25 protein-coding genes are annotated in these 23,848 nt (G+C 36.7%); 20 read left to right on the top strand and 5 right to left on the bottom strand.

What is annotated here, in order from left to right; translation table 11 throughout:
* Positions 1-17 precede the first annotated feature (17 nt).
* The 9 genes from GY23_RS10510 to GY23_RS10470 all read left to right on the top strand — a co-directional run bounded on the left by GY23_RS10510 (position 18) and on the right by GY23_RS10470 (position 9,350).
* Positions 18-725, top strand: a complete 708-nt coding sequence (locus GY23_RS10510; RefSeq protein WP_075619173.1) for an FAD-dependent oxidoreductase — start codon at positions 18-20, stop codon at positions 723-725.
* A gap of 82 nt (positions 726-807) precedes the next feature.
* Complete coding sequence (locus GY23_RS10505; protein ID WP_075619172.1) at positions 808-1,179, top strand: iron chaperone; 372 nt, start codon at positions 808-810, stop codon at positions 1,177-1,179.
* 626 nt (positions 1,180-1,805) lie between these two features.
* Positions 1,806-2,648 (top strand): phosphate ABC transporter substrate-binding protein, encoded by an 843-nt coding sequence (locus tag GY23_RS10500; protein ID WP_075619171.1) that lies wholly within the window; start codon positions 1,806-1,808, stop codon positions 2,646-2,648.
* A gap of 60 nt (positions 2,649-2,708) precedes the next feature.
* Positions 2,709-3,623 carry a phosphate ABC transporter permease subunit PstC gene (pstC, locus tag GY23_RS10495; RefSeq protein ID WP_139311109.1) on the top strand — a complete coding sequence of 305 codons (915 nt, stop codon included), beginning with the start codon at positions 2,709-2,711 and terminating at the stop codon, positions 3,621-3,623.
* 1 nt (position 3,624) lies between these two features.
* A complete protein-coding gene (gene pstA, locus GY23_RS10490) occupies positions 3,625-4,452 on the top strand; it encodes a phosphate ABC transporter permease PstA (protein WP_075619170.1) in 828 nt (275 codons plus the stop codon).
* Positions 4,453-4,532: 80 nt separating this feature from the next.
* Positions 4,533-5,303: a phosphate ABC transporter ATP-binding protein PstB gene (pstB, locus tag GY23_RS10485; protein WP_075619244.1), complete on the top strand. Its 771-nt coding sequence runs from the start codon at positions 4,533-4,535 to the stop codon at positions 5,301-5,303.
* Positions 5,304-5,316: 13 nt separating this feature from the next.
* Entirely contained in the window at positions 5,317-5,976 is a 660-nt protein-coding gene (gene phoU / locus GY23_RS10480; RefSeq protein ID WP_075619169.1) for a phosphate signaling complex protein PhoU, read from the top strand.
* 823 nt (positions 5,977-6,799) lie between these two features.
* On the top strand, positions 6,800-8,038 hold the full coding sequence (gene sstT / locus GY23_RS10475) for a serine/threonine transporter SstT (RefSeq protein ID WP_075619168.1): 1,239 nt from the start codon (positions 6,800-6,802) through the stop codon (positions 8,036-8,038).
* Positions 8,039-8,300: 262 nt separating this feature from the next.
* The gene (locus tag GY23_RS10470) at positions 8,301-9,350 is read left to right on the top strand and encodes an LLM class flavin-dependent oxidoreductase (protein ID WP_075619167.1); all 1,050 of its coding nucleotides are present in this window, start codon (positions 8,301-8,303) and stop codon (positions 9,348-9,350) included.
* A gap of 74 nt (positions 9,351-9,424) precedes the next feature.
* Here GY23_RS10470 and GY23_RS10465 read toward each other — a convergent pair whose 3' ends face one another.
* Both GY23_RS10465 and GY23_RS10460 read right to left on the bottom strand, forming a co-directional pair.
* The gene (locus GY23_RS10465) at positions 9,425-10,951 is read right to left on the bottom strand and encodes a glycine betaine uptake BCCT transporter (RefSeq protein ID WP_075619166.1); all 1,527 of its coding nucleotides are present in this window, start codon (positions 10,949-10,951) and stop codon (positions 9,425-9,427) included.
* A 77-nt stretch (positions 10,952-11,028) separates the two neighbouring features.
* Positions 11,029-11,685: a hypothetical protein gene (locus GY23_RS10460; protein ID WP_075619165.1), complete on the bottom strand. Its 657-nt coding sequence runs from the start codon at positions 11,683-11,685 to the stop codon at positions 11,029-11,031.
* Between the two features lie 255 nt (positions 11,686-11,940).
* On the opposite strand from GY23_RS10460, the gene GY23_RS10455 reads away from it, so the two are divergent.
* Together GY23_RS10455 and GY23_RS10450 are read left to right on the top strand one after the other, a co-directional pair.
* Positions 11,941-13,158, top strand: a complete 1,218-nt coding sequence (locus tag GY23_RS10455; protein ID WP_075619164.1) for an ATP-grasp domain-containing protein — start codon at positions 11,941-11,943, stop codon at positions 13,156-13,158.
* A 517-nt stretch (positions 13,159-13,675) separates the two neighbouring features.
* Complete coding sequence (locus tag GY23_RS10450; protein ID WP_075619163.1) at positions 13,676-14,344, top strand: vWA domain-containing protein; 669 nt, start codon at positions 13,676-13,678, stop codon at positions 14,342-14,344.
* 247 nt (positions 14,345-14,591) lie between these two features.
* Here the strand turns inward: GY23_RS10450 and GY23_RS18940 are convergent, their stop codons facing one another.
* Both GY23_RS18940 and GY23_RS10445 read right to left on the bottom strand, forming a co-directional pair.
* Positions 14,592-14,726: a hypothetical protein gene (locus tag GY23_RS18940; protein ID WP_281251497.1), complete on the bottom strand. Its 135-nt coding sequence runs from the start codon at positions 14,724-14,726 to the stop codon at positions 14,592-14,594.
* A 507-nt stretch (positions 14,727-15,233) separates the two neighbouring features.
* Positions 15,234-15,542 carry a hypothetical protein gene (locus GY23_RS10445; RefSeq protein ID WP_075619162.1) on the bottom strand — a complete coding sequence of 103 codons (309 nt, stop codon included), beginning with the start codon at positions 15,540-15,542 and terminating at the stop codon, positions 15,234-15,236.
* Positions 15,543-16,085: 543 nt separating this feature from the next.
* On the opposite strand from GY23_RS10445, the gene GY23_RS10440 reads away from it, so the two are divergent.
* Entirely contained in the window at positions 16,086-16,601 is a 516-nt protein-coding gene (locus GY23_RS10440) for a hypothetical protein (RefSeq protein WP_075619161.1), read from the top strand.
* A gap of 376 nt (positions 16,602-16,977) precedes the next feature.
* Here the strand turns inward: GY23_RS10440 and GY23_RS10435 are convergent, their stop codons facing one another.
* Positions 16,978-17,703 carry a polysaccharide deacetylase family protein gene (locus tag GY23_RS10435; protein WP_075619160.1) on the bottom strand — a complete coding sequence of 242 codons (726 nt, stop codon included), beginning with the start codon at positions 17,701-17,703 and terminating at the stop codon, positions 16,978-16,980.
* A gap of 399 nt (positions 17,704-18,102) precedes the next feature.
* Between GY23_RS10435 and GY23_RS10430 the strand changes: the two genes are divergently transcribed.
* The 8 genes from GY23_RS10430 to GY23_RS10400 all read left to right on the top strand — a co-directional run bounded on the left by GY23_RS10430 (position 18,103) and on the right by GY23_RS10400 (position 23,836).
* On the top strand, positions 18,103-19,071 hold the full coding sequence (locus GY23_RS10430; RefSeq protein WP_075619243.1) for a M23 family metallopeptidase: 969 nt from the start codon (positions 18,103-18,105) through the stop codon (positions 19,069-19,071).
* A gap of 182 nt (positions 19,072-19,253) precedes the next feature.
* Positions 19,254-19,430, top strand: coding sequence for a hypothetical protein (locus GY23_RS18270; RefSeq protein WP_161487596.1), 177 nt, complete (start codon positions 19,254-19,256; stop codon positions 19,428-19,430).
* Positions 19,431-19,529: 99 nt separating this feature from the next.
* Positions 19,530-19,862 (top strand): polysaccharide deacetylase family protein, encoded by a 333-nt coding sequence (locus tag GY23_RS10425; protein ID WP_075619159.1) that lies wholly within the window; start codon positions 19,530-19,532, stop codon positions 19,860-19,862.
* A gap of 208 nt (positions 19,863-20,070) precedes the next feature.
* Complete coding sequence (locus GY23_RS10420; protein WP_075619158.1) at positions 20,071-20,619, top strand: YhcN/YlaJ family sporulation lipoprotein; 549 nt, start codon at positions 20,071-20,073, stop codon at positions 20,617-20,619.
* Between the two features lie 104 nt (positions 20,620-20,723).
* Positions 20,724-20,897 carry a helix-turn-helix domain-containing protein gene (locus tag GY23_RS10415; protein WP_075619157.1) on the top strand — a complete coding sequence of 58 codons (174 nt, stop codon included), beginning with the start codon at positions 20,724-20,726 and terminating at the stop codon, positions 20,895-20,897.
* A gap of 280 nt (positions 20,898-21,177) precedes the next feature.
* A complete protein-coding gene (gene dnaN / locus GY23_RS10410) occupies positions 21,178-22,314 on the top strand; it encodes a DNA polymerase III subunit beta (protein ID WP_075619156.1) in 1,137 nt (378 codons plus the stop codon).
* Positions 22,315-22,421: 107 nt separating this feature from the next.
* On the top strand, positions 22,422-22,934 hold the full coding sequence (locus GY23_RS10405; protein WP_161487595.1) for a hypothetical protein: 513 nt from the start codon (positions 22,422-22,424) through the stop codon (positions 22,932-22,934).
* Positions 22,935-22,966: 32 nt separating this feature from the next.
* The gene (locus GY23_RS10400; RefSeq protein WP_075619154.1) at positions 22,967-23,836 is read left to right on the top strand and encodes a protein kinase domain-containing protein; all 870 of its coding nucleotides are present in this window, start codon (positions 22,967-22,969) and stop codon (positions 23,834-23,836) included.
* The last annotated feature ends 12 nt before the right edge of the window (positions 23,837-23,848 follow it).

Below are 23,848 nucleotides of genomic sequence, written 5' to 3'. Positions count from 1 at the left end.
GCATAGGAGAGTGGGAAATGAGTTTTTTTCAAGATATATTACCGATATTCAAAAAGAGAGAATTATTATTTTTAGAAAGCTACAAAGAATCAGAAGATGTATATACCTTTCTATTTGAAAAAGAGAAAGATTTAACCTGGAAAGCAGGGCAACATGGTTTGTTTAGTATTACTCATAAGAAAATAAAGAAGCCAACACGACCGTTCACTTTGCCATCTGCATCAATAGAGAATATTGTTCAAATTACAATGAAAATTAACGATAATCCAAGTGAGTTTAAGAAAGCGATGTTAGAATTAAAAAAGGGAATGAAAGTTAGTATGAGTGGTCCTGTTGGGTCTTTTTATCTAAAAGATAACAGTCCTTCACTCCTGGTTGCAGGTGGGATTGGAATTACACCATTTCGGTCGATGTTAAAACAAATCGAGGCTGAAGGGAATCGAGTCGAGAAACAAATACATCTTCTCTATATTGATAGCAACAAGTCATTTATATATAAAGAAGAGCTTGATGCAATTGCTAACAATCCATCAATAAGTGTAACTTACCTTGATTCAAGGGATGACTTATATCAGGAGATACATAAGTTTACTGCTCTATATAAGAACGATGGTAAATACTTAATTGCTGGGCCGAAAGAAATGGTAGATTCCACTTCCGTTTATTTACAAAATCATAATATTTCAAAAAAGAATATCAAAAAAGATGCCTTTTATGGGTATTAGTTAAGAATGAATTCGAATTTGAAGAACTGGATTTTAGTGACTTTTCTAAAACGAGAATATATTAATTTTAGGAGGGAACAACATGGAGGTTTTTGAAACATATTTAGCAGGTATCGATAACCCCGACCATCGCGACCGAACAGAGGGAATTTTGGCGTGGGTTGCTAATAAATTCCCGAATTTGGAACCGCAAATCAAGTGGAATACGCCAATGTTTTCCGATCACGGTACATTTATCATCGGCTTCTCCACAGCGAAGCAACATTTGAGCGTTTCACCCGAAGAAGTAGGCATTGCGAACTTTGCCGATGACATTGCACAGGCTGGATACAGCGCTACCAAAGGCTTGATTAGAATTCCGTGGAATAAGCCGGTAAATTACGAATTGCTTGAGAAAATGATTGAATTTAATATTCAGGATAAAGCAGAATATACGGATTTTTGGCGGAAATAATACATCACATCTTATTGGAAAACGCATGACACGCAAAAATGTCATGCGTTTTTGCAACTCAATAAAGGCACGGTCAGCTCAATAGTAGCCGTATGCGAACGCCCGCAAATAGCAAACATTTAAAATGTGCTTTTATTCTTAACGAGAATCTCTAAAAAAGGATTGGTTCTAGGTTATTAGAAACGATTCTTACATAAGCCCACCTTCATCTTTGATGTTATTTGAAACAATCAGTTGGATATTTCCTCGAAAGGTTTAATCGAAGCAGAGATAGTGTAAATAAAATAATATAAACGTAAATTGCTCAAAGATTCATTCAAAGTTGAATTTTTGAGCATTTTTTTGTTTCTGTGCTTAATAATTCAATTTAATTTCTTAATAAGAAACTAAATAAACAATTTAGAATCATTGTGAAATAAGTGGAACGTATTATAATTTCAAATTAAACTCATCATAAGTTATATCCTTAGTCAACTTTAACAATATTTAACATAAAACATCTTGTTTTTAATAAAATTTACAATACCTTTACAAATATCGTCTTAAATATTTACACTAGGCAATTATTCTAGTAGTAGACAGAATACGTCATGAAAAGTTCCTAACAAATTTCTTGGAGGTAAGAAATGATAAGTTTTAAAAAAATTAAAATGGGATTATTAATGCTATCTATACTTGCTGTACTATCAGCATGTACAAGCAATACTAATAATGATACAAAAACGTCAGATGGTAGTAATGCTACTGTATCTATTTCAGGATCAACATCTGTAGGGCCTCTTGGTGAAAAATTAGCAGCAAAATATGCAGAGGAAGATAATACAAAAATTGAAATTAATCAAATTGGTTCTTCTGCCGGAATTACCAATGCAATCAGTGGAGTGTCGGAGATCGGGATGTCTTCACGGGATTTAAAAGAAGAAGAAAAAGCGGCTGGTTTGAAGGAAGTCGTTATCGCTTATGATGGAATTGTAGTAGTGGCTCATCCAAGTAACAAAGTAAAAGATCTTACGATGGAACAAATAAAGCAGATTTTTACTGGAGAAGTGACGAACTGGAATGAACTAGGTGGAGCTGACATGGAAATCGTAGTCGTCTCTCGTGAGGATGGATCAGGTTCACGTGATGCGTTCCAAGAAATCGTAGGCTACAGTTCTGGTGAGTTAATAAGAAACGCAATTATCGCAAGTGGAAATGGAAATATAAAAACAACAGTTGCGAATAATAAACATGCTGTTGGCTTTATCTCATTTGAATATATCGATGAATCGATTTCAACTATGGATATTAATGGCGTAAAAGCAAGTCCGGAAAATGTTCTACTGGAAAAATACAGATTGTCTAGACCGTTCTTGTTTGTTTATAAAGAAGGAAAATTAACAGATGCTGGACAACGATTTATAGATTTCATTTTAAGTGAAGATGGACAACTCATCGCAGCAGAAGCAGGAGCAATCCCTGTAAAATAATGAACATCATAAAAGGAAGACAACAACATAATTTTTAACGGAATCTTGGAGGAATTAAGAGTGTCTATCCCAACAAATAACAAGCAGGTCGTAGTAATCGATAAAGCAAATAAAAGGAAGTATATGTTAGAGAAGATGTCTTCAAGAATTTTCTTGATTTGTGCCCTTCTCTCAGTATTAACATTAGTGCTTATCATTGGATTTGTATTTTACAAAGGAGCTCATCCCTTTGTAGCAGAGGGCTATAGCTTTATAGACTTTATTTTTGGTAAGGATTGGGTACCGAGTGAAGATAAATTCGGTATATTCCCAATGATTGTTGCATCTATCTTTGCAACAATTGGAGCATTAATTATTGGGGTACCAATTGGTTTATTTACATCTATTTTCTTAGCAGAGATTGCCTCTAAAAGGGTAGCTAAAATTATTTCACCAGCAATTCAGTTGCTAGCAGGTATCCCATCTGTATTATATGGTGTATTTGGACTTGCAATCATTGTTCCGTTTTTACAAAATACTTTTGGTTTAGTGAAAGGGCAAAGCTTATTAGCGGTTATTCTTGTGCTGGCCATCATGATGTTACCAACAATTGTGACTGTAGCAGAGACAGCAATCCGTGCTGTCCCACAAACATATCGTGAAGGATCATTAGCCCTAGGAGTATCCCATATTGGGACAATCTTCAAAGTCATTGTACCAGCAGCGAAATCAGGGATTATGACGGCAATCGTATTAGGTTTAGGTCGAGCAATTGGGGAAACGATGGCAGTTATCTTAGTAGCGGGTAATAGTTTAATCGTTCCAACTAGCTTAACAGATAGTGTTCGTCCACTAACAACAAATATTGCATTAGAAATGGGTTATGCATTCGGAACGCATCAAGACATGTTATTTGCAACTGGAATTGTTTTATTCTCATTTATATTAATTTTGAATTTTGTATTAGCAAAAATTAGTGCGAAGGGAGGTAACTAAGATGATACAATTAAAAGATAAATTGTTACGTGGACTTTTATGGATATCAGCTTTCTTATCGGTTGCCGTCCTTGTTATGATAGTTGGATTTATCTTTTATAAAGGCATTAATTTAATTAGCTTCAGTTTCATCTTTGGAGATTATTCTCCAACCGGTGGTGGTGGTATATGGCCAATGATCGTAACAACTATATACACAATTCTTATTTCGTTAATCATTGCAACACCTATCGGGATATTCGCGGCGGTTTATTTACAAGAATATGCTAAGCAAGGGCGATTAGTAAGAACAATTCGCTTTGCAACAGAAAGTTTAACAGGAATTCCCTCGATTATTTATGGTTTGTTTGGAGCGGTATTCTTTGTAACAACCTTAAAATTAGGTATGTCAATTATCGCAGCTTCATTAACATTAACGATTATCGTGTTACCTGTAATCATCCGAACAACAGAAGAAGCATTAAAAACAGTGCCACTTTCGTATCGTGAAGGTTCATTAGCGCTTGGAACGACTAAATTACAAACATTATATAAGGTGATTTTACCTAGTGCAATGCCGGGGGTTTTATCAGGTATTATCCTCTCAATTGGACGAATAGTTGGAGAATCAGCTGCAATTTTCTTAACTGCAGGAACAGTAGCTGCCATGCCAGACAGTATCTTCTCATCAGCGAGAACTTTAACTGTTCATGCGTATTTAGTAACGCAAGAGTCAGGTGACATTGAACTTGCTGCTGCAGTTGGTATTGTCTTAATAGTAATTATTTTAGTGATCAATCTTTCAGCAACATTTATCTCGAAAAAATTAAACAGAGCAACCAATAAATAATGAGTAGGTTAATGAGCACATCCGTAATAGAACATGGTGAGCTGACGACCAAAAAACAAAGTTGGGAAGGTATTTCGCAGATGGAGCAATTTAAAGAAGGTACAACGAAAATTAATGTGAAGGATTTAAATTTATTTTATGGTGAGAAACAAGCTTTGTTCGGAGTATATCTTGATATTCATGAAAAACAGGTTACTGCTTTAATCGGTCCTTCAGGTTGTGGTAAATCAACCTTTTTACGAACATTAAACCGTATGAATGATTTAATTGATGGTGTGAAAATTTCAGGTGATATTGTCATTGATCACGAAAACATTTATAAAACAAATGATGTAATCAAGCTACGAACAAAAGTGGGAATGGTATTTCAAAAACCAAATCTATTCCCAATGAGTATTTATGACAATGTAGCCTATGGTCCAAGAATGCAAGGCATAAAAAATAAAAAAGAATTAAATAAACTTGTGGAAGAGAGTTTGCGCGGAGCAGCGATTTGGGACGAAGTAAAAGATCGTCTTAAAACATCAGCACTTGGTTTGTCAGGTGGTCAGCAACAACGAGTGTGTATTGCTCGTGCTATAGCGATGAAACCAGATGTAATTCTAATGGACGAGCCTACTTCAGCATTAGACCCAATCTCCACGTTAAAAGTTGAAGAACTAATAACAGCGATGAAAAAGGATTATACGATTGTCATTGTTACACATAACATGCAACAAGCTGCACGAATCTCTGATAAAACCGCGTTTTTCTTAAATGGAGAAGTAGTTGAATACGATGATACAGATAACATTTTCTCTACACCACAGGATCAAAGAACAGAAGATTATGTAACTGGCCGATTCGGATAATAGGGGGTAAAAAATGGGTATTCGTGTGAATTTCGAGAATAACTTAGAAGAACTAAAAGGAAAAATCACCGAAATGGGTGAACAATCAATTGTTGCTCTAGAAAGAGCTTTTAAGGCCTTAAAAACACAGGATGTTGGAATTGCTTTAAAAGTTATTGAGGGAGATACAGCTATTGATAATCTTGAAATGGATATTAATCAGTTCTCAATTTGGCTTATGGCAAAAGAAGCACCTGTTTCAAGGGATTTACGAGAAATTATTGGTGTTCTTAAAATTTCATCTGAAATTGAACGGGTCGGGGATTTTGCTGTAAATATTGCAAAAGCGACTATCAAGATCGGTAATACAGAATCTTTACTGGATATTACGCATCTTGAGAAGATGAAAGAACTATCGATTGAAATGCTCCGAAAAGCACTACAATCTTTTTTAGAGGAAAATATCCTACTTGCTAAAGAAGTTGGTGATTTAGAGGATGAAGTGGATAAGTATAGTGGTGAAACATATAAAAAACTTACTACTTATCTAAGTGGACATCCAGAAGAAACAAATCAGCTTGTACAATTATTGTTTGTAAATCGTTTTCTTGAGAGAACAGCAGACCATATAACAAATATTGCAGAAAGTACAGCATATTTGATTAAAGGTCAAATATATGATTTCAATTCATAAAACTAAACTGATTTGTGAATCAAAATCTGGAGGGGAAAATTGAATGGTTTTCACCTCCAGTTTAATTTATAGCGCTATTCTACCTAAGAGTAGTTCAGAGCTAAATATTGATCCGATGTAAATAGTGAAAAATGCTATTAAAAACCCACTAGAACCTTGTGTTGCCACCTACACTCCGCACATTTTTGAAGCTTTTGGTTGGTTGGAATCGAAAAAAAGAGTTAATCCTGCCCTGGAATCCGAATTGGATTCTGGGGATTTTTTGTTTGTAAACCTCACATGCAAATTGAAGGATGTAAGAGAAAGAAATTATTATACATAATGAAGGGTTCCCAGGATCCAGGATGGCAAAGCTACTGTACCCTCTCTATATTATGAAGTTGAATTCAAATGAATTTAATTGAGTAAACAATTAGTAATATCATTAGAGGGCATTTAAATCCTATATTAGTTGAAGTAATAAATGAATTTGAAATAGTAATCACTTCCGGAGAGTTTGCCGATACATATTGTGTTTGCTAAATTATTTATCAAAATATGTTTATAATTACCAACTTTAATATAACAATAATAGTATTGTAAAATATCGAAATATTCCTTATAATACTATTCAATAGAAAAACATTTGTATTTGTAGAGTGGAATGTAGTGAAGGTGGTTTATTAGTGATGATAGACAACCCCATTCCCAGATTTGGTTTTCGATTTTCTCCTTCGAACTGATCTATTTGTAATAGACGTAATTCTATTACAGGGCTATGAGAAATGAATGGCTCGATATTGTCAATGTAGACATTTTATCTGAAACTAATGGGGGGAATATTATGAAAAATCTATTGAAAAAGTGGAATCAAATAAGTCTAGTAAAACAAATATCTATTGGTTTAATTATTGGTATCATCTTGGCGGTATTGATTCCGGAATCAGCCAAATCTGTTACCATTTTAGGCTCTTTATTTGTAGGTGCTTTAAAAGCAATTGCACCGATCTTGGTACTGTTCTTGGTTATGTCGGCCATCTCTCAACACAAAAGTGGTCAGCAAACGAATATGAAATCCATTATCTTCCTATATCTTTTAGGAACGTTTTTGGCTGGATTAATCGCAGTTATTGTAAGTTTTATCTTCCCTGTAAGTATAACTCTTAAAACAGGTGCTGAGGATTTGGCAGCTCCTGGCGGTGTTGTTGACGTTCTTAAAACTTTACTATTGAACGTTGTCGCTAACCCTGTTACAGCCCTTTCTGAAGCTAACTATATTGGTATTTTAGCTTGGGCAATTGTCCTTGGATTGGCTTTAAAAAATGCTCCTGCTACAACGAAAACGGTAATTACTAATATTTCGGATGCCGTAACAAAAGTGGTTACATGGATAATCAAGTTTGCACCATTTGGTATTATGGGTCTAGTGATCGAGTCGATTACTACAAATGGAATTGAGTCGTTACTAAGCTATGGAAAGTTACTTGCCGTTTTGATTGGATGTATGTTCTTTGTGGCCCTTGTTGTCAACCCAATCATTGTGTTCTCAATCTTACGTCAGAACCCATACCCACTTGTAATTAAGTGTATAAAGGAAAGCGGTGTTACTGCATTCTTTACACGAAGCTCCGCTGCAAACATACCTGTGAATTTGAAATTATGCGAAAAACTAGGTTTAAATAGAGATACCTACGCTGTTTCGATTCCATTAGGCGCAACTGTTAACATGGCTGGTGCTGCGGTTACCATTTCTGTTTTGACACTTGCCGCGGTTCATACACTTGGCATTCAAGTGGACATTCCAACAGCGATTATTCTCAGCGTGGTGTCAGCTGTATGTGCTTGCGGTGCTTCAGGGGTTGCTGGGGGCTCACTATTATTGATTCCTCTAGCTTGTAGTTTATTTGGAATCCCTGCTGATATAGCGATGCAGGTAGTTGGAGTAGGCTTTGTTATTGGAGTTTTACAAGACTCATTTGAAACTGCACTTAACTCATCAACAGACGTACTTTTCACAGCAACAGCTGAATTTAAAGAGCAGTTAAAAGAAGGAAAAAAAGTAGATATCACGAAAGTAGCATAAAAATGATAACTTCTATTCTGCGATGGAACTGTACCCCATTTGTTAGACTCAACTAACAATTGGCGGTGCAGTTTATTTATACTTTAGAACAAAAGAGAAGTCATGGAATCTACTATAGGTTCTATGGCTTTTTTAGTTAAACATTGGGAAATCCTTCGAAATGAAAATATCTCGAAAATGAAGTATATTAAAGAACATAGTTATAGTTTCAAGAAAACCACGTAATACTTTAGTATGAAAGCTTAAATAGGGGGTCTTGTTAATGGAGATAGGTATTAGCACATTTGTAGAAACAACTCCGGATGTAAAAACGGGAGAAGTAATTAGCCATGCACAACGATTACGTGAAGTTGTTGAGGAAATCGTCCTTGCTGATCAAGTAGGACTGGATGTATTTGGAGTAGGGGAACATCATCGGCAGGATTTTGCTGCGTCCTCTCCAGCTATCGTATTGGCAGCTGCAGCTTCACAAACAAAGCGTATCCGATTAACGAGTGCGGTCACCGTTCTTTCCTCGGCAGATCCAGTACGTGTATTCCAGGACTTTGCGACGCTTGATGGCATTTCGAATGGACGTGCAGAAATCATGGCTGGACGGGGTTCTTTTATCGAATCCTTCCCGTTATTTGGGTATGATTTACAAGACTATAATGAGCTGTTTGAAGAAAAACTGGATTTGCTGTTAACATTACAAAAGTCTGAAGTTGTATCATGGTCTGGAAAACATCGTGCTTCCATTGATAACCTTGGAGTGTACCCACGTCCAGTACAAGACCCTTTACCTATATGGATTGGAAGTGGGGGCAATAGTGAATCAGTGATCCGGGCAGGTCTGTTGGGACTGCCTCTTGTTCTAGCAATTATTGGAGGACGGCCATTGCAGTTCGCCCCACTTGTCCAGCTCTATAAACAAGCGGCAACACAGGCAGGACATGACATATCCAAACTGCCAATTGCATCCCATTCACATGGATTCATTGCAGAGACAAACGACGTTGCAGCCGATAAATTCTTCCCACCTACACAGCGGGCCATGAATGTGCTTGGACGGGAGCGAGGTTGGGGACATTATGACCGTCAAGCTTTCGACGCTGCACGTAGCTTAAAAGGTGCACTGTATGTAGGGGACCCAGAAACTGTTGCAGAGAAGATTATTGACCTTCGAAAAAACGTAGGCATCACACGATTTATGTTGCACGTACCTGTTGGCACCATGCCGCATGCGGATGTAATGAGTGCGATTGAGTTGTTAGGGAAGGAAGTGGCTCCCATAGTTCGCGAAGAAATCACCAAATGGGAAGCTACGCAGTAAAACAGGCACACGATGACAGACATCCATTTCAAACGGAAAAGCTCCAGTGAATAAATCACTGGAGCTTTTCTACCTTATGAATAATCTTTGACTTTCTTTTTCCTGGTTTGTATTACCAATTCACTGTTAAGTGCTTTTAGTAAGGAATAACACATGAAGAGCATGATTATGGCAAAAGGAAAAGCAACCACTATAGATGCTGTTTGCAATACGGTTAACCCACCGGATAAAAGCAATACGGCTGCAACTGCGGATTGGATGATCCCCCATGTCATTTTGATTTTATTTGAAGGATTTAATGTTCCGCCTTCACTCAGCATACCTAATACAAAAGTAGATGTATCTGCAACCGTAACGTAATAAATAGCTACGAGAGCAAATCCCATGATACTTAATAAGGTACTTAGTGGAAGATAATCAAAGAATGTAAAGATTGCCAATGACACGTTGTCCGCAATGTATTTTGCAAGTTCATGGTTTTCTGAGCTGATCACAATATCGAGTGCGGAGCCACCAAAGATAGACATCCAAATACATGTTCCAAGAGTAGGAACGATCAACACGCCTATGACAAACTGTTTTACCGTTCTTCCCCTCGATATACGTGCTATAAACATACCGACAAACGGTGCCCATGCAATCCACCATGCCCAATAAAACAATGTCCATGATGCAATCCATTCTCCGTTTCCAAATGGGGTCATCCTTAAACTCATTTGGATGAAGTCATTGAGATAGAGCCCAGTCGTGTTAAAGAAGAATTTAATAATCATCATTGTTGGACCGACAATTAAGATTAACACCAAAACAGCAAACGATATGATCATCGCTGCATTGGATAAATATTGAATTCCCTTCTCCAAGCCGGTGTTAATCGAAATGAGAAAAATAACTGTAGCAACAGCAATAACAATCAACTGAACAATTAACGTGTTGGGAACACCGAATATGGAATGCATCCCGGCAGTAACTTGTAAGGCTCCAAGGCCAAGAGATGTTGCAATACCAAAGACTGTTGCAAATACTGACAGTATATCAATCGTCTTTCCAATGGGTCCATAAATTCGATCCTTCAGTATTGGATAGAAAACAGAACTAATGGCTGCCGGTAGTTTCTTGTTGTATTGACAGATAGCAAGAGCTAAACCGATGACAGTGTAAATCGCCCAAGGATGCAAGCCCCAATGAAAAAAGGTATATTTCATGGCGACATCGGCTGCTTCAAGGGTATAGCCTTCTCCATATGGAGGGGTCGTATAGTGAGTAACCGGCTCAGCAACACTCCAATAAACAATTCCGATACCCATTCCCGCCCCAAACAACATGGCAAGCCACGATGCGGTATTGAAGTCAGGCCTGTCAGTAGCCTTACCTAGACGAATGTGCCCATACTTGGAAAAAAGCAAATAAATGGAAAAAATCACGAAGAAAAAGGTAGTGCCGATATAGACCCATCCAAGATAATCAATCGATCCCGAATAAATGGAATTGGTGACTTTGGTAAGATTGTCCGTGAAAAAGACACCCCATACAATGAATATAAGTGTCAGTAAAAGTGAGATGATAAATACACTTTTTTCTTTTAGCTTGTTAACATTCATGATAACCTCCAACAGGATAAGTGTTAAACATTGAGAACCGATAAAGTATGAAATTGCCTAATAAGAAGGTAAATAAATTATTTGTCCAGAAGGCTATAAAGAAATTCCCATTTCTCATTGTTCATCAACTCTTCATGCGGCAACTCTAAACCGCCTCCTAGAATTATCGTATTCCCTTGTATGGCGACTACCATCGCATCAATTGCTGCATTTGTATCATTTTTTCTATACACGTCTCCAATAGTGGGCAACAAATCACTAATAACATCTGAGTGGTCCTGTATGTTGCTTTCTTCAATATCTTGAATATCCCGATATTCAATGCGGTTACTATTATCATCACGACCTGGAACCATCAGTAAATACTCATTATGCCTAATTCCGTTATACTTATTTGTGATAACCCCTTTGTTTTCAACTGATGCCACTACCTCAATTTCATTTAATGAGTAATGATCCAGGTAATCAGGATTTGGGTTTGTAATTAAAATGAAATCCCCTTCTTCAGCTTTTCTATACTTGCTGAGGGTATAAACATTTTTATTGAAAATAAAGCTATCAAGTTCCTTTGGTTGGTATTTATCTACTTCCGCCGCACTACATATATGCTGCGACAAATCCTTCAGCTTCATCAGATGAACTGACTTTTTTACCATAGGCTTAACTGAGTAAACTCTGTGCAATTCATTTTGATAATAGACAAATTGCCCTTTTCTTAATTGAAACAGTTTCACAGAAAAATTCCCCTCCAAATAATTGCAATTACAATCATCTCTAGATTATTGTAAAACCTAAGATTATTAAATTTCTATCCCCTATTTAGTATGTCACTAATCATAAGAAATCAAACAATCGCAGTGCTTAAAGAAAAAGGGATGTTTCGTGAGTATTAATTTAGTTTGCCTAAACAAATTAATCCATTATGAATATTTTATTTTCAGAGACTAAAGATGCCCCCAAGGCGATGGGAAGGTAGATGAAAATAGAATATGAAAACAATTATATTCATTGGGTGTAATAAATCAGGATCAAGCAGGGAGGCAATTAAAGCTGCTGAAAATCTTGGCTTTTTTACTGTGTTATTAACGAATAGAAAACTGTTCATTGAAAAAAGACTGGATTTTCCCGAGGTTAATCAAATGATTCGAACGAAATTGAACAATTATGATTTATTAAAGAAAAATATAAAAGATATACAAAAACAGGGTAATAACGTAGTGGCTATATTGAGTTTTATGGATCCTTTTGTTCATGTAGCTGCGAAATTGTCGAAAGAATTAGGTGTTACTGACGTCTCCCCCGAGCCTGTCATGAAAATGGAAAATAAGCTTTTAACACGTGTACTGTTAAAAGACTTATCGGTATCTCCTTATTTTTCAAGATATAGAAAAGGTGCTTCATTAAGAAATTTCATCAAACAACAAACAGCTTCTTTTCCTCTTATTGTTAAATCGCCAATTTCAACTGGTTCTAGGGATGTTTTACTTGTTAAAGATAAAAATGAATTAGCGGAGTCTATAAACTTGTTATTAAAGAATGGGAGCAAGGAAGTATTGTTAGAGGAATATTTAGACGGTCCTCAATACTTGGTTGAAGCTTGTATGTATAAAGGGAAAGTTCATATCATTGCTGTGCTTGAACAAGAAATAACGTTTTTTGAACGTTTTATTGTAACTGGATATTGTTTATTGGCAGATATGGATCAAGTTTTTTTTGGGAAAATCCATGAGACGGTTTCTTTGATTTTAGAACGTTTTAAAATGAAAAATGGATCCTGCCATTTAGAAATGCGATTGATTAATCAAGAATGGAAACTAATTGAAATAAACCCTCGGATATCTGGGGGAACAATGAATCGAATGATTGAAACAGCCTATGGAATTAATTTAGTTGAAGAAACAATAAAGATATTTTTAGGTCAAGAGCCTAACCTCCAAAAAAAATACAAACGGTTTGTATATTCACATCATTTAACAAGTGACTCAACAGGTACTCTAATAAAGGTAACAGGAAGAAAACGTTGTTCTCGGATACCTGGGGTAGAGGAAGTCTTTATCGATTCTAAAATTGGTGATTTATTACACCCGCCTTTATCCATGGGAGATCGATATGGGTACATTTTGACTTATTCAGACAGTAAAGAAGAAGCAATTAGAATAGCGAAGGAAGCCGCAAAGAAAATCCATTTTAACATTGAACCAATATAATGTTTGACCCTCCTTCTCGATAAGAACGAACGATCGTAACTGTTTTATAAATAATTCGTAAAGGATTTACTAAGGGTCCTACATGGTGGCGGGCCCCATAGTTAATTGTGAATTGGATGTGGTAAAAAACACGGTTCTATACGGCAAATACGTAGCCAATAATAACAAGGACTTCTCGTCTAAAAAGGGTAAATAAATAATGAATATAGATGATGAAATAACCAAAATCAATGAGATAATAAACACACCTCCGGAGACTGTACACTTAACACAAGTGCATGTAACGAAGGTGTTTTTCTTTGGCAAATTCAGGAGTTAAATGAATTGATGTCTCATGCATTGGATTTATCAACTTGAATTGAGAAATAATACATTTTTGATTTCATATTTTTATGTAGCATTAAATAGTGATAAAATAAAGTGAGATTAATAGACGCAAAATTCCGTAATAAGAATTGGAATAGAAGCAATTAATGAAGAATGATTTATAACCATAAATGTAGGAGGAGATAAAATAATGTCATCCATATCACTGAGAAAAGAGAAAGTAAGTATAGTCCTGGAAAAGAAAAAGCTATCGAACGTCAAGGCAAGAGTTGGCTTGGTATTAGATATATCTGGTTCCATGCGAAAATTGTATAAAAGTGGTGAGGTTCAAAAGGTGGTAGAACGCGTTTTGGCAGTAGCCAGTCAATTTGACGATGATGGTGCGTTAGATGTTTGGGTATATGATAATGAGTTTTCGCGACTTCCAGAAGCAACTGAAATGAATTTTGAGGGATATGTTGATCAACATATTTTGAATAATGAAAAAGTACATAAATTTGGTAGAAATGATGAGCCAACAGTGATGGAAGATGTCATTCAAAAATACATTCGAGAAGACTCAAGTGACGATCCCGTATTTCTGGTATTCATTAATGATGGTGGATGTAAAGCAGGAATTAAGAAGCCGATTGTGCAATCATCCGACAAACCAATATTTTGGCAATTCATTGGAGTGGGAGATTCCAATTTTGATGTACTGAAGAAATTGGATGTAATGGAAGGACGCTTTATCGATAATGCAAATTTCTTTCATATCCTTGATATTGATAAATTGTCAGATGAAGAGTTATATGACCAATTGCTCGATGAGTTTCCGATGTGGTTAAAAGAGGCAAAAGAAAAAAGAGTATTAAAATGAGTCATGTAAACTTATTGTTAGTATTATAGTCATTTCAATTCTGCCGTTTAACCATAAAAAATAACCCATCCTTGAAGTATACCTCAGATGGGTTGATCGTTTGGTGTTGGACCACCAAACGGTCTTTTTAATTGTACTCACTATCTGATTTCATTAAACCAAAGTGCATTAGGTGTCTCAACTGATTGATGGCTCAAGAGATGATATTCCGATATTGAACTCCATTTTTTTTCATCAATTTACTTCGTCAACTACCTACATCATTTTCACCATCGTCTTCCAATAATGGATCATTCACTTCGATATCGTCCGCATCATCATCTCCACAAGCACCTAGTAATAGTATTGCGGCTAATGGTAGGGATAAATATTTATTCTTCATTATGATACCTCCCATTTTAACGTTACATATACATTACCCAAATTTTCTAAACTAAACCCTACTTCAATTTTATTCCAGAGATTATCGTATTCGCGGAATATCTCGGCGGCTACAAACACAAGGGTGGTTTTCTCACTCCCATTCGACTATTGATAGGCAGACTAAGTACGCCACGTCCTGCAGCAACGTCTGCATGACCCACTTCGTGTTGCCTGTGGTGCCATTTCAATATTCGAAGCGTTGATGGTAGCAATAACATTAGAAACAATACTTGTACTTTCATTTAACCAAAAAAATAACCCATCCTTGAGTTAGGGGCAGATGGGTTACTCCTGTTTCGGTCAATCCCCTTGAAGGGAACCTACTATTACGTTGATCGTTTGATGTACCACCATCAAACGGTCTTTTTTATAGTACTCACTATCTGATTTCATGATACAAAGGGGATTAGGTGTATCAACCTATGGTATCTCCAGGCTTATACGTTAACTCACAAAATAGAAACTGTCATTCTTGTTCCGCACCATTGGAATAAAGGTCTTTTTCAGATTGTACCCACGCTTTTAAGTAGTTCCTTGCAGGATAGGAATCTTCGTAATGCTTAAGCTCTACCAATAAGGAAACCCCTTTTTCAGTTAAACGGGCGGCTTTTAGGGAGAAATGATCGTGTACCCTCAACACTCTCTCTAAATAACCCTTTGTTTCTAAAAAGAACACAAAGTTTTGAAAATCCACTTCGCTCAATCCATAATCACTCGCTGTAGGTGAATCGGTTTTATTATGAATTTCTTTCAAAATACTATATCCGACTTTCATTTTTATCTTCCACCTTTAGTTGAAGAATTCTAACCACCAGGGGTAATCATATTATCCACCAGAAATTTGGGGAATGTTGCCCATGAAGCTTAAATGAACAGCACCGTAATGGTCCAATTGTGTGCGTGTTGAAAACAAAACTCATTCTTTCTATTTCCATACGGGTTGTACTCCCTTTGTTCTTTGGTAATATTTGTTTTGCTATTTCTCTATAAATATATTCTCTAATCAACCGCATATTTCCTTGTTCTTAACAAATAAACATTGCACTAATTCCTGCTAAGAAAGATTATTAGAATATGGATTTCTTCTTACTAAATTAATATGTAAAACGTTCTTGTTGTCAATCTTCCATTTACGCTGACCGCCCGTTCCGCATGGGTCAACAAGTATGAAAAGCACATACTTTTGGGACTCATTCTTCACGCTCCTGCAGCTAGGAAGACGCAAATGCACTATTTTGTATTTATTTAACAACGACAACATTCTCAGAGCTTATTAGATAAAATGTTTTAAAACACATTTGAAGAGGGAAGTGGTACTTTGAAAAAAAATCAGGCTGAAATCATTAGTAATTATTTAGAGGGATGGATGGAATCCACATCCGCCACTTATGAATTGACTAAGTTGGATACACCAAATGATATGTTGAGTAAATTCCACCAGTGGGCGAATGGAAAACCAATCATAGCGGCCTTTGATGTCACGAAACCTGGACATAATAGTTATTATTTCTTATGGATCGATTGGCATCGAAATGACAACTATTACTTAGTTATCTATGCGCATGATAAATCTACAACCATCGCTGAATTAAATCAGACAATAGAAGAAGGCGGAATCACTTATCTTTCGTGGAAATACAATCCCTTAAAAAGAGACGGCAAAAATGACATCAGAAAATCGTATTTTACGCAAACGTTTGGGTCGAGAAAAATGGAAATCCCATTACCGTCATCACTTTCGGAAGTTGAAGTTTTTTTGGATCAATTATTCAAGCTTTGCCATAATCGTGTAAGAGCGGATCGAATCGTGGAGATATTGGACCCTTCGTTATAAACTCGATCTAGTTAATATTCCAAGGAATCTTACGATTTAATATTTTCCTTATTAAAAAAAGTTGATTTCACAAAACGTTTGGATGAATCGAAGAAAGACCATAAAGGTCGAAATCGGTGTAATAAATCCTCAATAACTATCGACGGGGGGAAATATCTATTATGTACAAAAAAACAGTTGAAATAAAGAGAAACCCCTAAAGCCAAAGGTTTTAGGGGTTTCTCTTTACGTAAGTGTTTACAAAAGCCAATAGGGATATCTTATAAAGCTAATTATTCGGTGCCAAAGTTGAGTACATAATAAAAAGAACCTAAATTTCTATTGGGATTTTTGAAAATCATAGAAATGTACAGAAAATCTTCTGCTTCAACCACTTTTATTTGTTGTTTTTGTACTCAATAAGTTCTGAAATAGTCACAAATTTGTATCCTTGTTTTTGGAGTTCAGGCAAAATCTCCTCAAGTGCTTTCACAGTCTGTTTACGATTACCACCACCGTCATGGAAAAGAATGACGTCTCCTGGTTTCGTAACATTCACCACTTTTTTTACAATGTTTTTAACACCGGGATTTTTCCAGTCTTCTGTATCTTGGTGCCAAGACCACATTACAACTTTATAACCTTTGTCCACTGCCGCCTTAATCATGTCATCTGTGTATTGTCCGCCAACAGGTCTAAACAACTTTGGGTAAAATCCTGTAATACCGTATATTGTTTCATTTGTCTGTTTTAGTTCATCCTCTAAATGTGCAATTGTTGTTTTTACAGGATGCGTATATGTGTGGTTTGCTAATTCATGTCCTTCCTCATGTGCTCTTAATACAAGTTCTGGATACTTTTCTGCATTTTCTCCAATAATAAAGAAAGTTGCTTTAGCATCGTATTTAGCTAATAAATCTAAAACTTCGGCAGTATATTTCCGGTGGGGACCATCGTCAAATGTTATAGCAATTATTTTTTCTTCAGTTTTTATATCCCACACAACTTCCCCAGTTTCTTCGTAATGGAAACGTCCTTTATCAGCAAATACACTAAAGCTAACATAAAAGATGGAACTTAAAAGAATAATAATAGATAACACTAAAATATACTTTCCCTTCAATTCATCACTTCCTTAGACTAGTTTTCCCAAGAATCTCATCCACTTTATTCTTTACGTTACGCAATAATTTATACTTTTAAAGAGCTCACTAATTTTGTCCTACTTAAGCACTTTTGGTGTAACTATTTTTATCCATCCGCCAATTTCCTTTTAACAAGTCTAAATTGAAAAAAGAGAATTTAGATTTGGGAATTTGTGCATTATTTAGCCAAAGACTTCTTTAATTTGCACTGAAATTCATAAAAGTGTCTATTTTAACAACGCTCACTTTTTTCCTCCTAAGCTGGTGGCAATTCTTCTTTCATTTCCGAAAAATGATTCATGAAACGGAGTGAGATGGAGAAACTATGGACCGTATTGATAAAAGGAGGGTTTTGTTTGTTCCAGAAGTTTCGATTTATGCTTTTTGGGGTTATGAGCTTTTTCACTTTAGCATCGGTTGTAACAGCTGAAGTCGAACAGACCAAAGAACAGCTTTTGAACCAACGTATGGGCTATTATCAACAATATGCCAATTCTTCATTGCCATGGTACTATTTGGCAGCAGTGGATAAGTACGAGCGAAATATCCAACAGGTCCGTAACGATCTAACTAAGAGGCAAGGTCCAATTGCCCTTCAGTTTTCAAATGAATTTTGGGTGGGTGACTTGAACCCGGTCAAGAACGATACGCTGTCCTCTACCATCTCATTTTTCGGTGGAAATGGATTGGACGGAAATGGGGACGGCAAGGCAGACAGAGAAAATGATGACGACTTGATGCTAACAATGTCCAGTTATTTGAGTAAATACGGCCATTCTAAAAATGATTTTAAGAAGGCACTCAAAGGTTATTACGGTCGCGATGAAGCTGTTAGGCAGATTATGATAATTGCACGGATCTACCAACATTTTGAAATGCTAGACCTTGATCAACATGCCTTTCCCCTCCCTGTCGGAAACAATTATAGCTACCGCAGTACATGGGGAGCCAGCCGCGGCTGGGGAGGACGCCGAATGCATGAAGGTACGGATTTGTATGCTCCCTACGGTGTCCCGGTTCGGTCTACAACATACGGCGTAATTGAAGTGATGGGCTGGAATGATTTCGGGGGATGGCGTGTCGGAATCCGCGATATCCATAATACCTACCATTATTTCGCCCATTTGTCGCATTTCGATAATGGCGTCAAGGAGGGTGATATTGTGGAGCCTGGGATGATCGTCGGCTATGTTGGAAGTTCCGGGTATGGGAAGAAAGGAACTTCAGGCAAGTTTCCACCGCATCTTCACTTTGGGATGTATAAATTCAATGGCCGAAATGAATCGGCATTTGACCCGTTCCCTTTTTTGAAACAATGGGAAATCGAGGACAGGAAAGCCCTGTAAACAAAGGTACTCACAGATTCATGAATGTGGGTACCTGCGCCGCTTGTCTCGCAGCAGCTTTTCCTGTGCCAGCCGCAGAGTCGTTCAGATGCTTCATTCTCAGATGAGAATTTGTCCTTCTTGCCTTCCTCTAGCAGGAAAGAGGGATAATTTTTTCTTTGAAACACTTGAGGGGGAGACTTATGTTGAAGAAATTCCTGTGCTTACTACTGATTGCGGGAATAGCAATACCTGTTCCTACTAAAGAAGCTAGTGCTGCTACTGTAGCCTATGCAGTACCTTTGAAGGATTTGGTAAATATTTATGAGGAAGCACTAGGGAATATGCTTATCCAAAGCTTAAACAGCATGGTTTTATAACAGAACAGTTTTTAATCACTAGTCGTATTCCAGCATCGCCTGCCACTTTTGACCACAAGAAACTACATTTCTTGAGTCAGCAAGATATGGATGGATACTATGAGTGACGTGTTTAGCTATGAAAGCCATACTCACCATTTACACAAATTTGATGGAAGTACTACTAGTCAAGTATTGACTAAAACTGACGCTGAAGTGTTTACAGATATTCAGACCAGTCAAGGTATATTAGGTGGATGTAAGTATTTTGCTTACCCGTTTGGTCAGTATGATACTGGTACAATCAATACTCTTAAGAGTTTAGGATTCACTATAGCAGTTACTACTAAAAATGGTAAAGTCACTCTAGGAGAAAACAGACTAGAAATGGACAGAGTTGGAGTCCTACCTGGTGTAGGGTTAACTGAATTTGCAGATAAAGTAGACAACTAATAGTAGGGAGGGGAGAAGTTTCCCCTTCCTCTTTTTTTACTGAAAAGGGGGAACTTTTGTGGGACCTATGTACGTATTAGACATTGAGACTTGTTTATAATGCCTCAAGATTAGCCTCAAAAACATCAATTATGAAATTGATTCCCATGAATAAAAAAACGGAAATGAACCAATCTACCTTAAGAAGCTTAATAAAGGAGGAAATTTAATGATAAAAATGCTACAAGTGCCCGTGACGCTGTTGCTCATCTTTTCGTTGATGGGTTGTGGGACGACGAAGACGGATAATGGGGAAAACACTGCAACAAACAACGAAACAAACACTGGAACTGAAACAAACGCCGGTACAGGAACAACGAATGACCATATAAATGAGAATGTGAACAACAACACTTCCAATGGCATGGGTACGAATACAACCCATGGACAAAAGGTAGAAGTCGCAGATAAAGTCGCAGATGATGTCGCGGCTATGAAGGAAGTGGAAAGTGCCAATGTCCTCGTCACAGATGTCAATGCCTATGTGGCCGTTGTGTTGAAAGAGGGAGATAAAGGCAATGAGCACATGGAAAATAAAATCGCGGAGCATGTACGAAAAGGAAACCATAATTTCAAAAATGTCTATGTATCGATGAATCCCGACTTTGTGAAACAAATGAACGATTACGGCACTAAGATTCGGGCAGGGGAACCAGTCGAAGGGTTTTTCGAAGAGTTTTCGGACACTGTACGTAGAGTATTTCCCGATGCCCATTAATCATCCCATAATTCGATAAACTGAAAATCATGATAAAAAACCCATAATAAAAACTGCATCCCAATTGTTAGACACAATCTAACAATTGGAGGTGCAGTTTTTCTATGGCAAAATTTACTCCTGAGGATAAATTACAAGCTGTTTTAAGATATTTAAATGGGAAAGAAAGTTATAACGAAATTGGTCGCTTTATTGCGACAGATCATAAGTCTATCGTTAAATGGGTGAAGCAATATGAATATTATGGTGTAGAAGCTTTGAACAGGGTACGTCCTTAACCAAAACAGCGGTTATCTTTAAAATAGCAGCTCTTTCAACGATAAGTGTTTGGAGAAAACAATTTGAAACACAAGTAACCCTGACGCTTACTCTGTTGCAAAGGCAACACAACCATTAGATTGGCCAATTTAATAATAATCTAGGTGCAAATAAAAATTCATAGTGTTACATTATTTCTATTGCCATAAAATTATTTGAAAAACTTGATAATTTAATAATCTTCAATTCTTTTGAGAGATTTATATCGCAAAACTATTACTAATAAAGCGAGGGAAAAAGATGAAATTTGAAATCATGAGACACCGATTATTAGATGGATTAAACGATGTAATGAAGGCAGTAAGTTCGAAAACAACAATTCCGATTTTGAATGGAATTAAATTAGAGGTAACAGAAGAGGGATTACACTTAACGGGCAGTGATTCCGATATCACAATTCAAACATTTATTAAAGCAGAGGAAAATGGCGAACAAGTCATTCGTGTGATTGAAGAAGGCACGATTGTCGTTCAAGCACGCATGTTCAATGAAATCGTCCGTAAATTACCAACGAGTGATGTGGAAATAGAAATTACGGAGAATTTTCACACACATATTCGTTCAGGAAAGTCAGAGTTCCATATCATTGGACAGGATGCTTCAGAATATCCACTCCTTCCAGAAATTCAGGATGATCGAAATTTTGTCATCCCAGCAGATTTGTTGAAATCGCTAGTGCGTGAAACTGTATTCGCGATATCGACTTCTGAAAGTCGTCCAGTATTAACAGGGGTTCATTGGGAAGTGAAAAATGGAGAACTTACATGTGTAGCTACAGACAGTCACCGTTTGGCACGCCGCAAAACGAAATTGGAACAACTGCCGGAGGGAGAATATAGCGCGGTGATTCCAGGGAAGAGCTTAAGTGAACTAAGTAAAATCCTTGGTGATTCTTCACAACCTGTTCAAATCGTCATGACAAACCAACAAGTATTATTTAAAACATCCAATGTATTATTCTACTCGCGTTTATTAGAAGGTAATTACCCTGATACCTCTCGCTTAATTCCAACTGAATATAACACGACTGTTACCATGGATGGTAAAGCATTATTTCAAGCAATAGATCGGGCTTCTCTTATGGCACGTGAAGAACGGAATAACATTGTTCAGTTCACATCTTTAGAAGGCAATGTCGTTGAAATATCATCGAGTTCACCTGAAATTGGAAAGGTGGAAGAAAAAATCAAGACGACCTTGATTGAAGGCGAAGAGTTGAAAATATCGTTCAGTGCGAAATATATGATGGATGCATTAAAAGCCGTGGGTGGACATGATGTGAAAGTTCAATTTACTGGTGCAATGCGTCCATTCATCCTGAATTCAATTCATGATGACTCGGTGCTGCAGCTAATCGTTCCGGTACGTACATATTAACCTCATGAAAGGAGAAAAATGAACATAAAAACGGAGAATACTACATCAAAATAAATGGCATATCACATTGGATAAAGGTTGAAGAATTTACATATGCTTTTCCAAATTTGATTAATAAAGTTGTTCTATCCGGTCCTAGTCTTATCGCTTTAAAGACACAATACATGATTCAAATATCAGGTTTTATGTCGATTGCAGATTTAGATTTGATGGAAAAAATTGAAAACATTCTGAGTGAAGATACCACGATTGAAAATAAATATGAAAAAGTGTGGGAGTCTGTTGATGAAGAAACAGTAAATCGCCTATTCTTTGAGAATCAGAATATCGCCAAAATGTTTCGACAGCTTGTCAAGGAGAGCAATCTTTCAAATACAGGGTTAATGCTAGAGGCCTTCCAAAACAATCCCGCAGATATTCCATTACAAGAACGTCTTGAAAACCTTCCACATAACACGTTAATTATTACAGGTGTTCATGACAGAAATACAGGAATTCCAATTTCAAAAATAATAAATCGAAACCTCCCCAATAGTAATGGATTTTGTTTAATAAAAGCGCTCATTTTCCAGAATCAGAGGAAACCGAATATTTTGTTCGTGAAGTATGTCGTTTTTTGAAAGATTAAACTCTTAATAGTGGGAGGATTTAAATGACCGGTTTGCAAGTAATCAGGTTAGATCATGTTTCATTTCAATTAAAAGAGAAACATGATTTTGAATGGCTTAAATGTCTTGGCGAAGTTTTTTGTGTCTTTGATGAACAAGATTCGGGGAATATATGTTTTGGGATTGAAAAAGGCGGGGTTAAAAAGTTTGTGAAATATGCAGGAGCGAAGACAGTAGAGTATTCCGGAAAACCTGAAGATGCCATAGCAAGACTAAAACGGTCTATTTCTCTATATGAGAATTTAAACCATCCACACTTGGTCAACTTAATAGAATGTTTTGATGTTGAAAATGGTTATGTTTCAGTATTTGAATGGGTTAATGGGGAGTGTCTACATTCTCCAGGTGCTTTTCCTCCTCCGCATAAATATAATCATCCTGATTCCCCTTTTTATCGATTTAAACAACTGCCGGTTGAATATCGACTGGAATCAATAAAGAGAATTTTTGAATTCCATGCTCATGTAGAAAAAATGAATTATGTAGCTGTCGATTTTTATGACGGCAGTATTTTATATGATTTCAAGAATCACATGACAAAGATTTGTGATATAGATTTATATATGGAAAAACCATTCAAGAATAATATGGGAAGACTTTGGGGTTCTTCAAGATTTATGTCACCAGAAGAATTTAAACTTGGTGCTGAAATAGATGAAAAGACAAACGTGTTTAATATGGGTTCAATTGCATTTGGTCTATTAGGTGGAGAACGTGATCATTCATTTTTAAAATGGGATGCAGGGCAGGAACTGTATGAAGTCGCGTTAAAAGCAGTTGAAGAAGATAGAAGTCTCAGGTATTCCTCAGTGGAGGAACTCCTAATTGCTTGGAGTTCTTTTTCAGGAAATTAAAATTCTTCAACT

This window comes from Paenisporosarcina indica (assembly GCF_001939075.1).
Lineage (GTDB): Bacteria > Bacillota > Bacilli > Bacillales_A > Planococcaceae > Paenisporosarcina > Paenisporosarcina indica.
Note: the sequence above shows the minus strand (reverse complement) of the source record. Positions and strands in the feature narration are given on the sequence as shown.

Excerpts from the sequence above, each read along its gene's own strand:
- GY23_RS10510 (WP_075619173.1), top strand. The coding sequence starts at position 18 with ATGAGTTTTTTTCAAGATATATTACCGATATTCAAAAAGAGAGAATTA.
- sstT (WP_075619168.1), top strand. The coding sequence starts at position 6,800 with ATGAAAAATCTATTGAAAAAGTGGAATCAAATAAGTCTAGTAAAACAA.
- GY23_RS10415 (WP_075619157.1), top strand. The coding sequence starts at position 20,724 with ATGGCAAAATTTACTCCTGAGGATAAATTACAAGCTGTTTTAAGATAT.
- pstB (WP_075619244.1), top strand. The coding sequence starts at position 4,533 with ATGGAGCAATTTAAAGAAGGTACAACGAAAATTAATGTGAAGGATTTA.
- GY23_RS10430 (WP_075619243.1), top strand. The coding sequence starts at position 18,103 with ATGCTTTTTGGGGTTATGAGCTTTTTCACTTTAGCATCGGTTGTAACA.
- pstA (WP_075619170.1), top strand. The coding sequence starts at position 3,625 with ATGATACAATTAAAAGATAAATTGTTACGTGGACTTTTATGGATATCA.
- dnaN (WP_075619156.1), top strand. The coding sequence starts at position 21,178 with ATGAAATTTGAAATCATGAGACACCGATTATTAGATGGATTAAACGAT.
- GY23_RS10420 (WP_075619158.1), top strand. The coding sequence starts at position 20,071 with ATGATAAAAATGCTACAAGTGCCCGTGACGCTGTTGCTCATCTTTTCG.
- GY23_RS18270 (WP_161487596.1), top strand. The coding sequence starts at position 19,254 with ATGTTGAAGAAATTCCTGTGCTTACTACTGATTGCGGGAATAGCAATA.
- GY23_RS10445 (WP_075619162.1), bottom strand. The coding sequence starts at position 15,542 with ATGAAAGTCGGATATAGTATTTTGAAAGAAATTCATAATAAAACCGAT.
- GY23_RS10425 (WP_075619159.1), top strand. The coding sequence starts at position 19,530 with ATGAGTGACGTGTTTAGCTATGAAAGCCATACTCACCATTTACACAAA.
- GY23_RS10400 (WP_075619154.1), top strand. The coding sequence starts at position 22,967 with ATGACCGGTTTGCAAGTAATCAGGTTAGATCATGTTTCATTTCAATTA.
- phoU (WP_075619169.1), top strand. The coding sequence starts at position 5,317 with ATGGGTATTCGTGTGAATTTCGAGAATAACTTAGAAGAACTAAAAGGA.
- GY23_RS10500 (WP_075619171.1), top strand. The coding sequence starts at position 1,806 with ATGATAAGTTTTAAAAAAATTAAAATGGGATTATTAATGCTATCTATA.
- GY23_RS10450 (WP_075619163.1), top strand. The coding sequence starts at position 13,676 with ATGTCATCCATATCACTGAGAAAAGAGAAAGTAAGTATAGTCCTGGAA.
- GY23_RS10465 (WP_075619166.1), bottom strand. The coding sequence starts at position 10,951 with ATGAATGTTAACAAGCTAAAAGAAAAAAGTGTATTTATCATCTCACTT.
- GY23_RS18940 (WP_281251497.1), bottom strand. The coding sequence starts at position 14,726 with ATGAAGAATAAATATTTATCCCTACCATTAGCCGCAATACTATTACTA.
- GY23_RS10470 (WP_075619167.1), top strand. The coding sequence starts at position 8,301 with ATGGAGATAGGTATTAGCACATTTGTAGAAACAACTCCGGATGTAAAA.
- GY23_RS10455 (WP_075619164.1), top strand. The coding sequence starts at position 11,941 with ATGAAAACAATTATATTCATTGGGTGTAATAAATCAGGATCAAGCAGG.
- GY23_RS10505 (WP_075619172.1), top strand. The coding sequence starts at position 808 with ATGGAGGTTTTTGAAACATATTTAGCAGGTATCGATAACCCCGACCAT.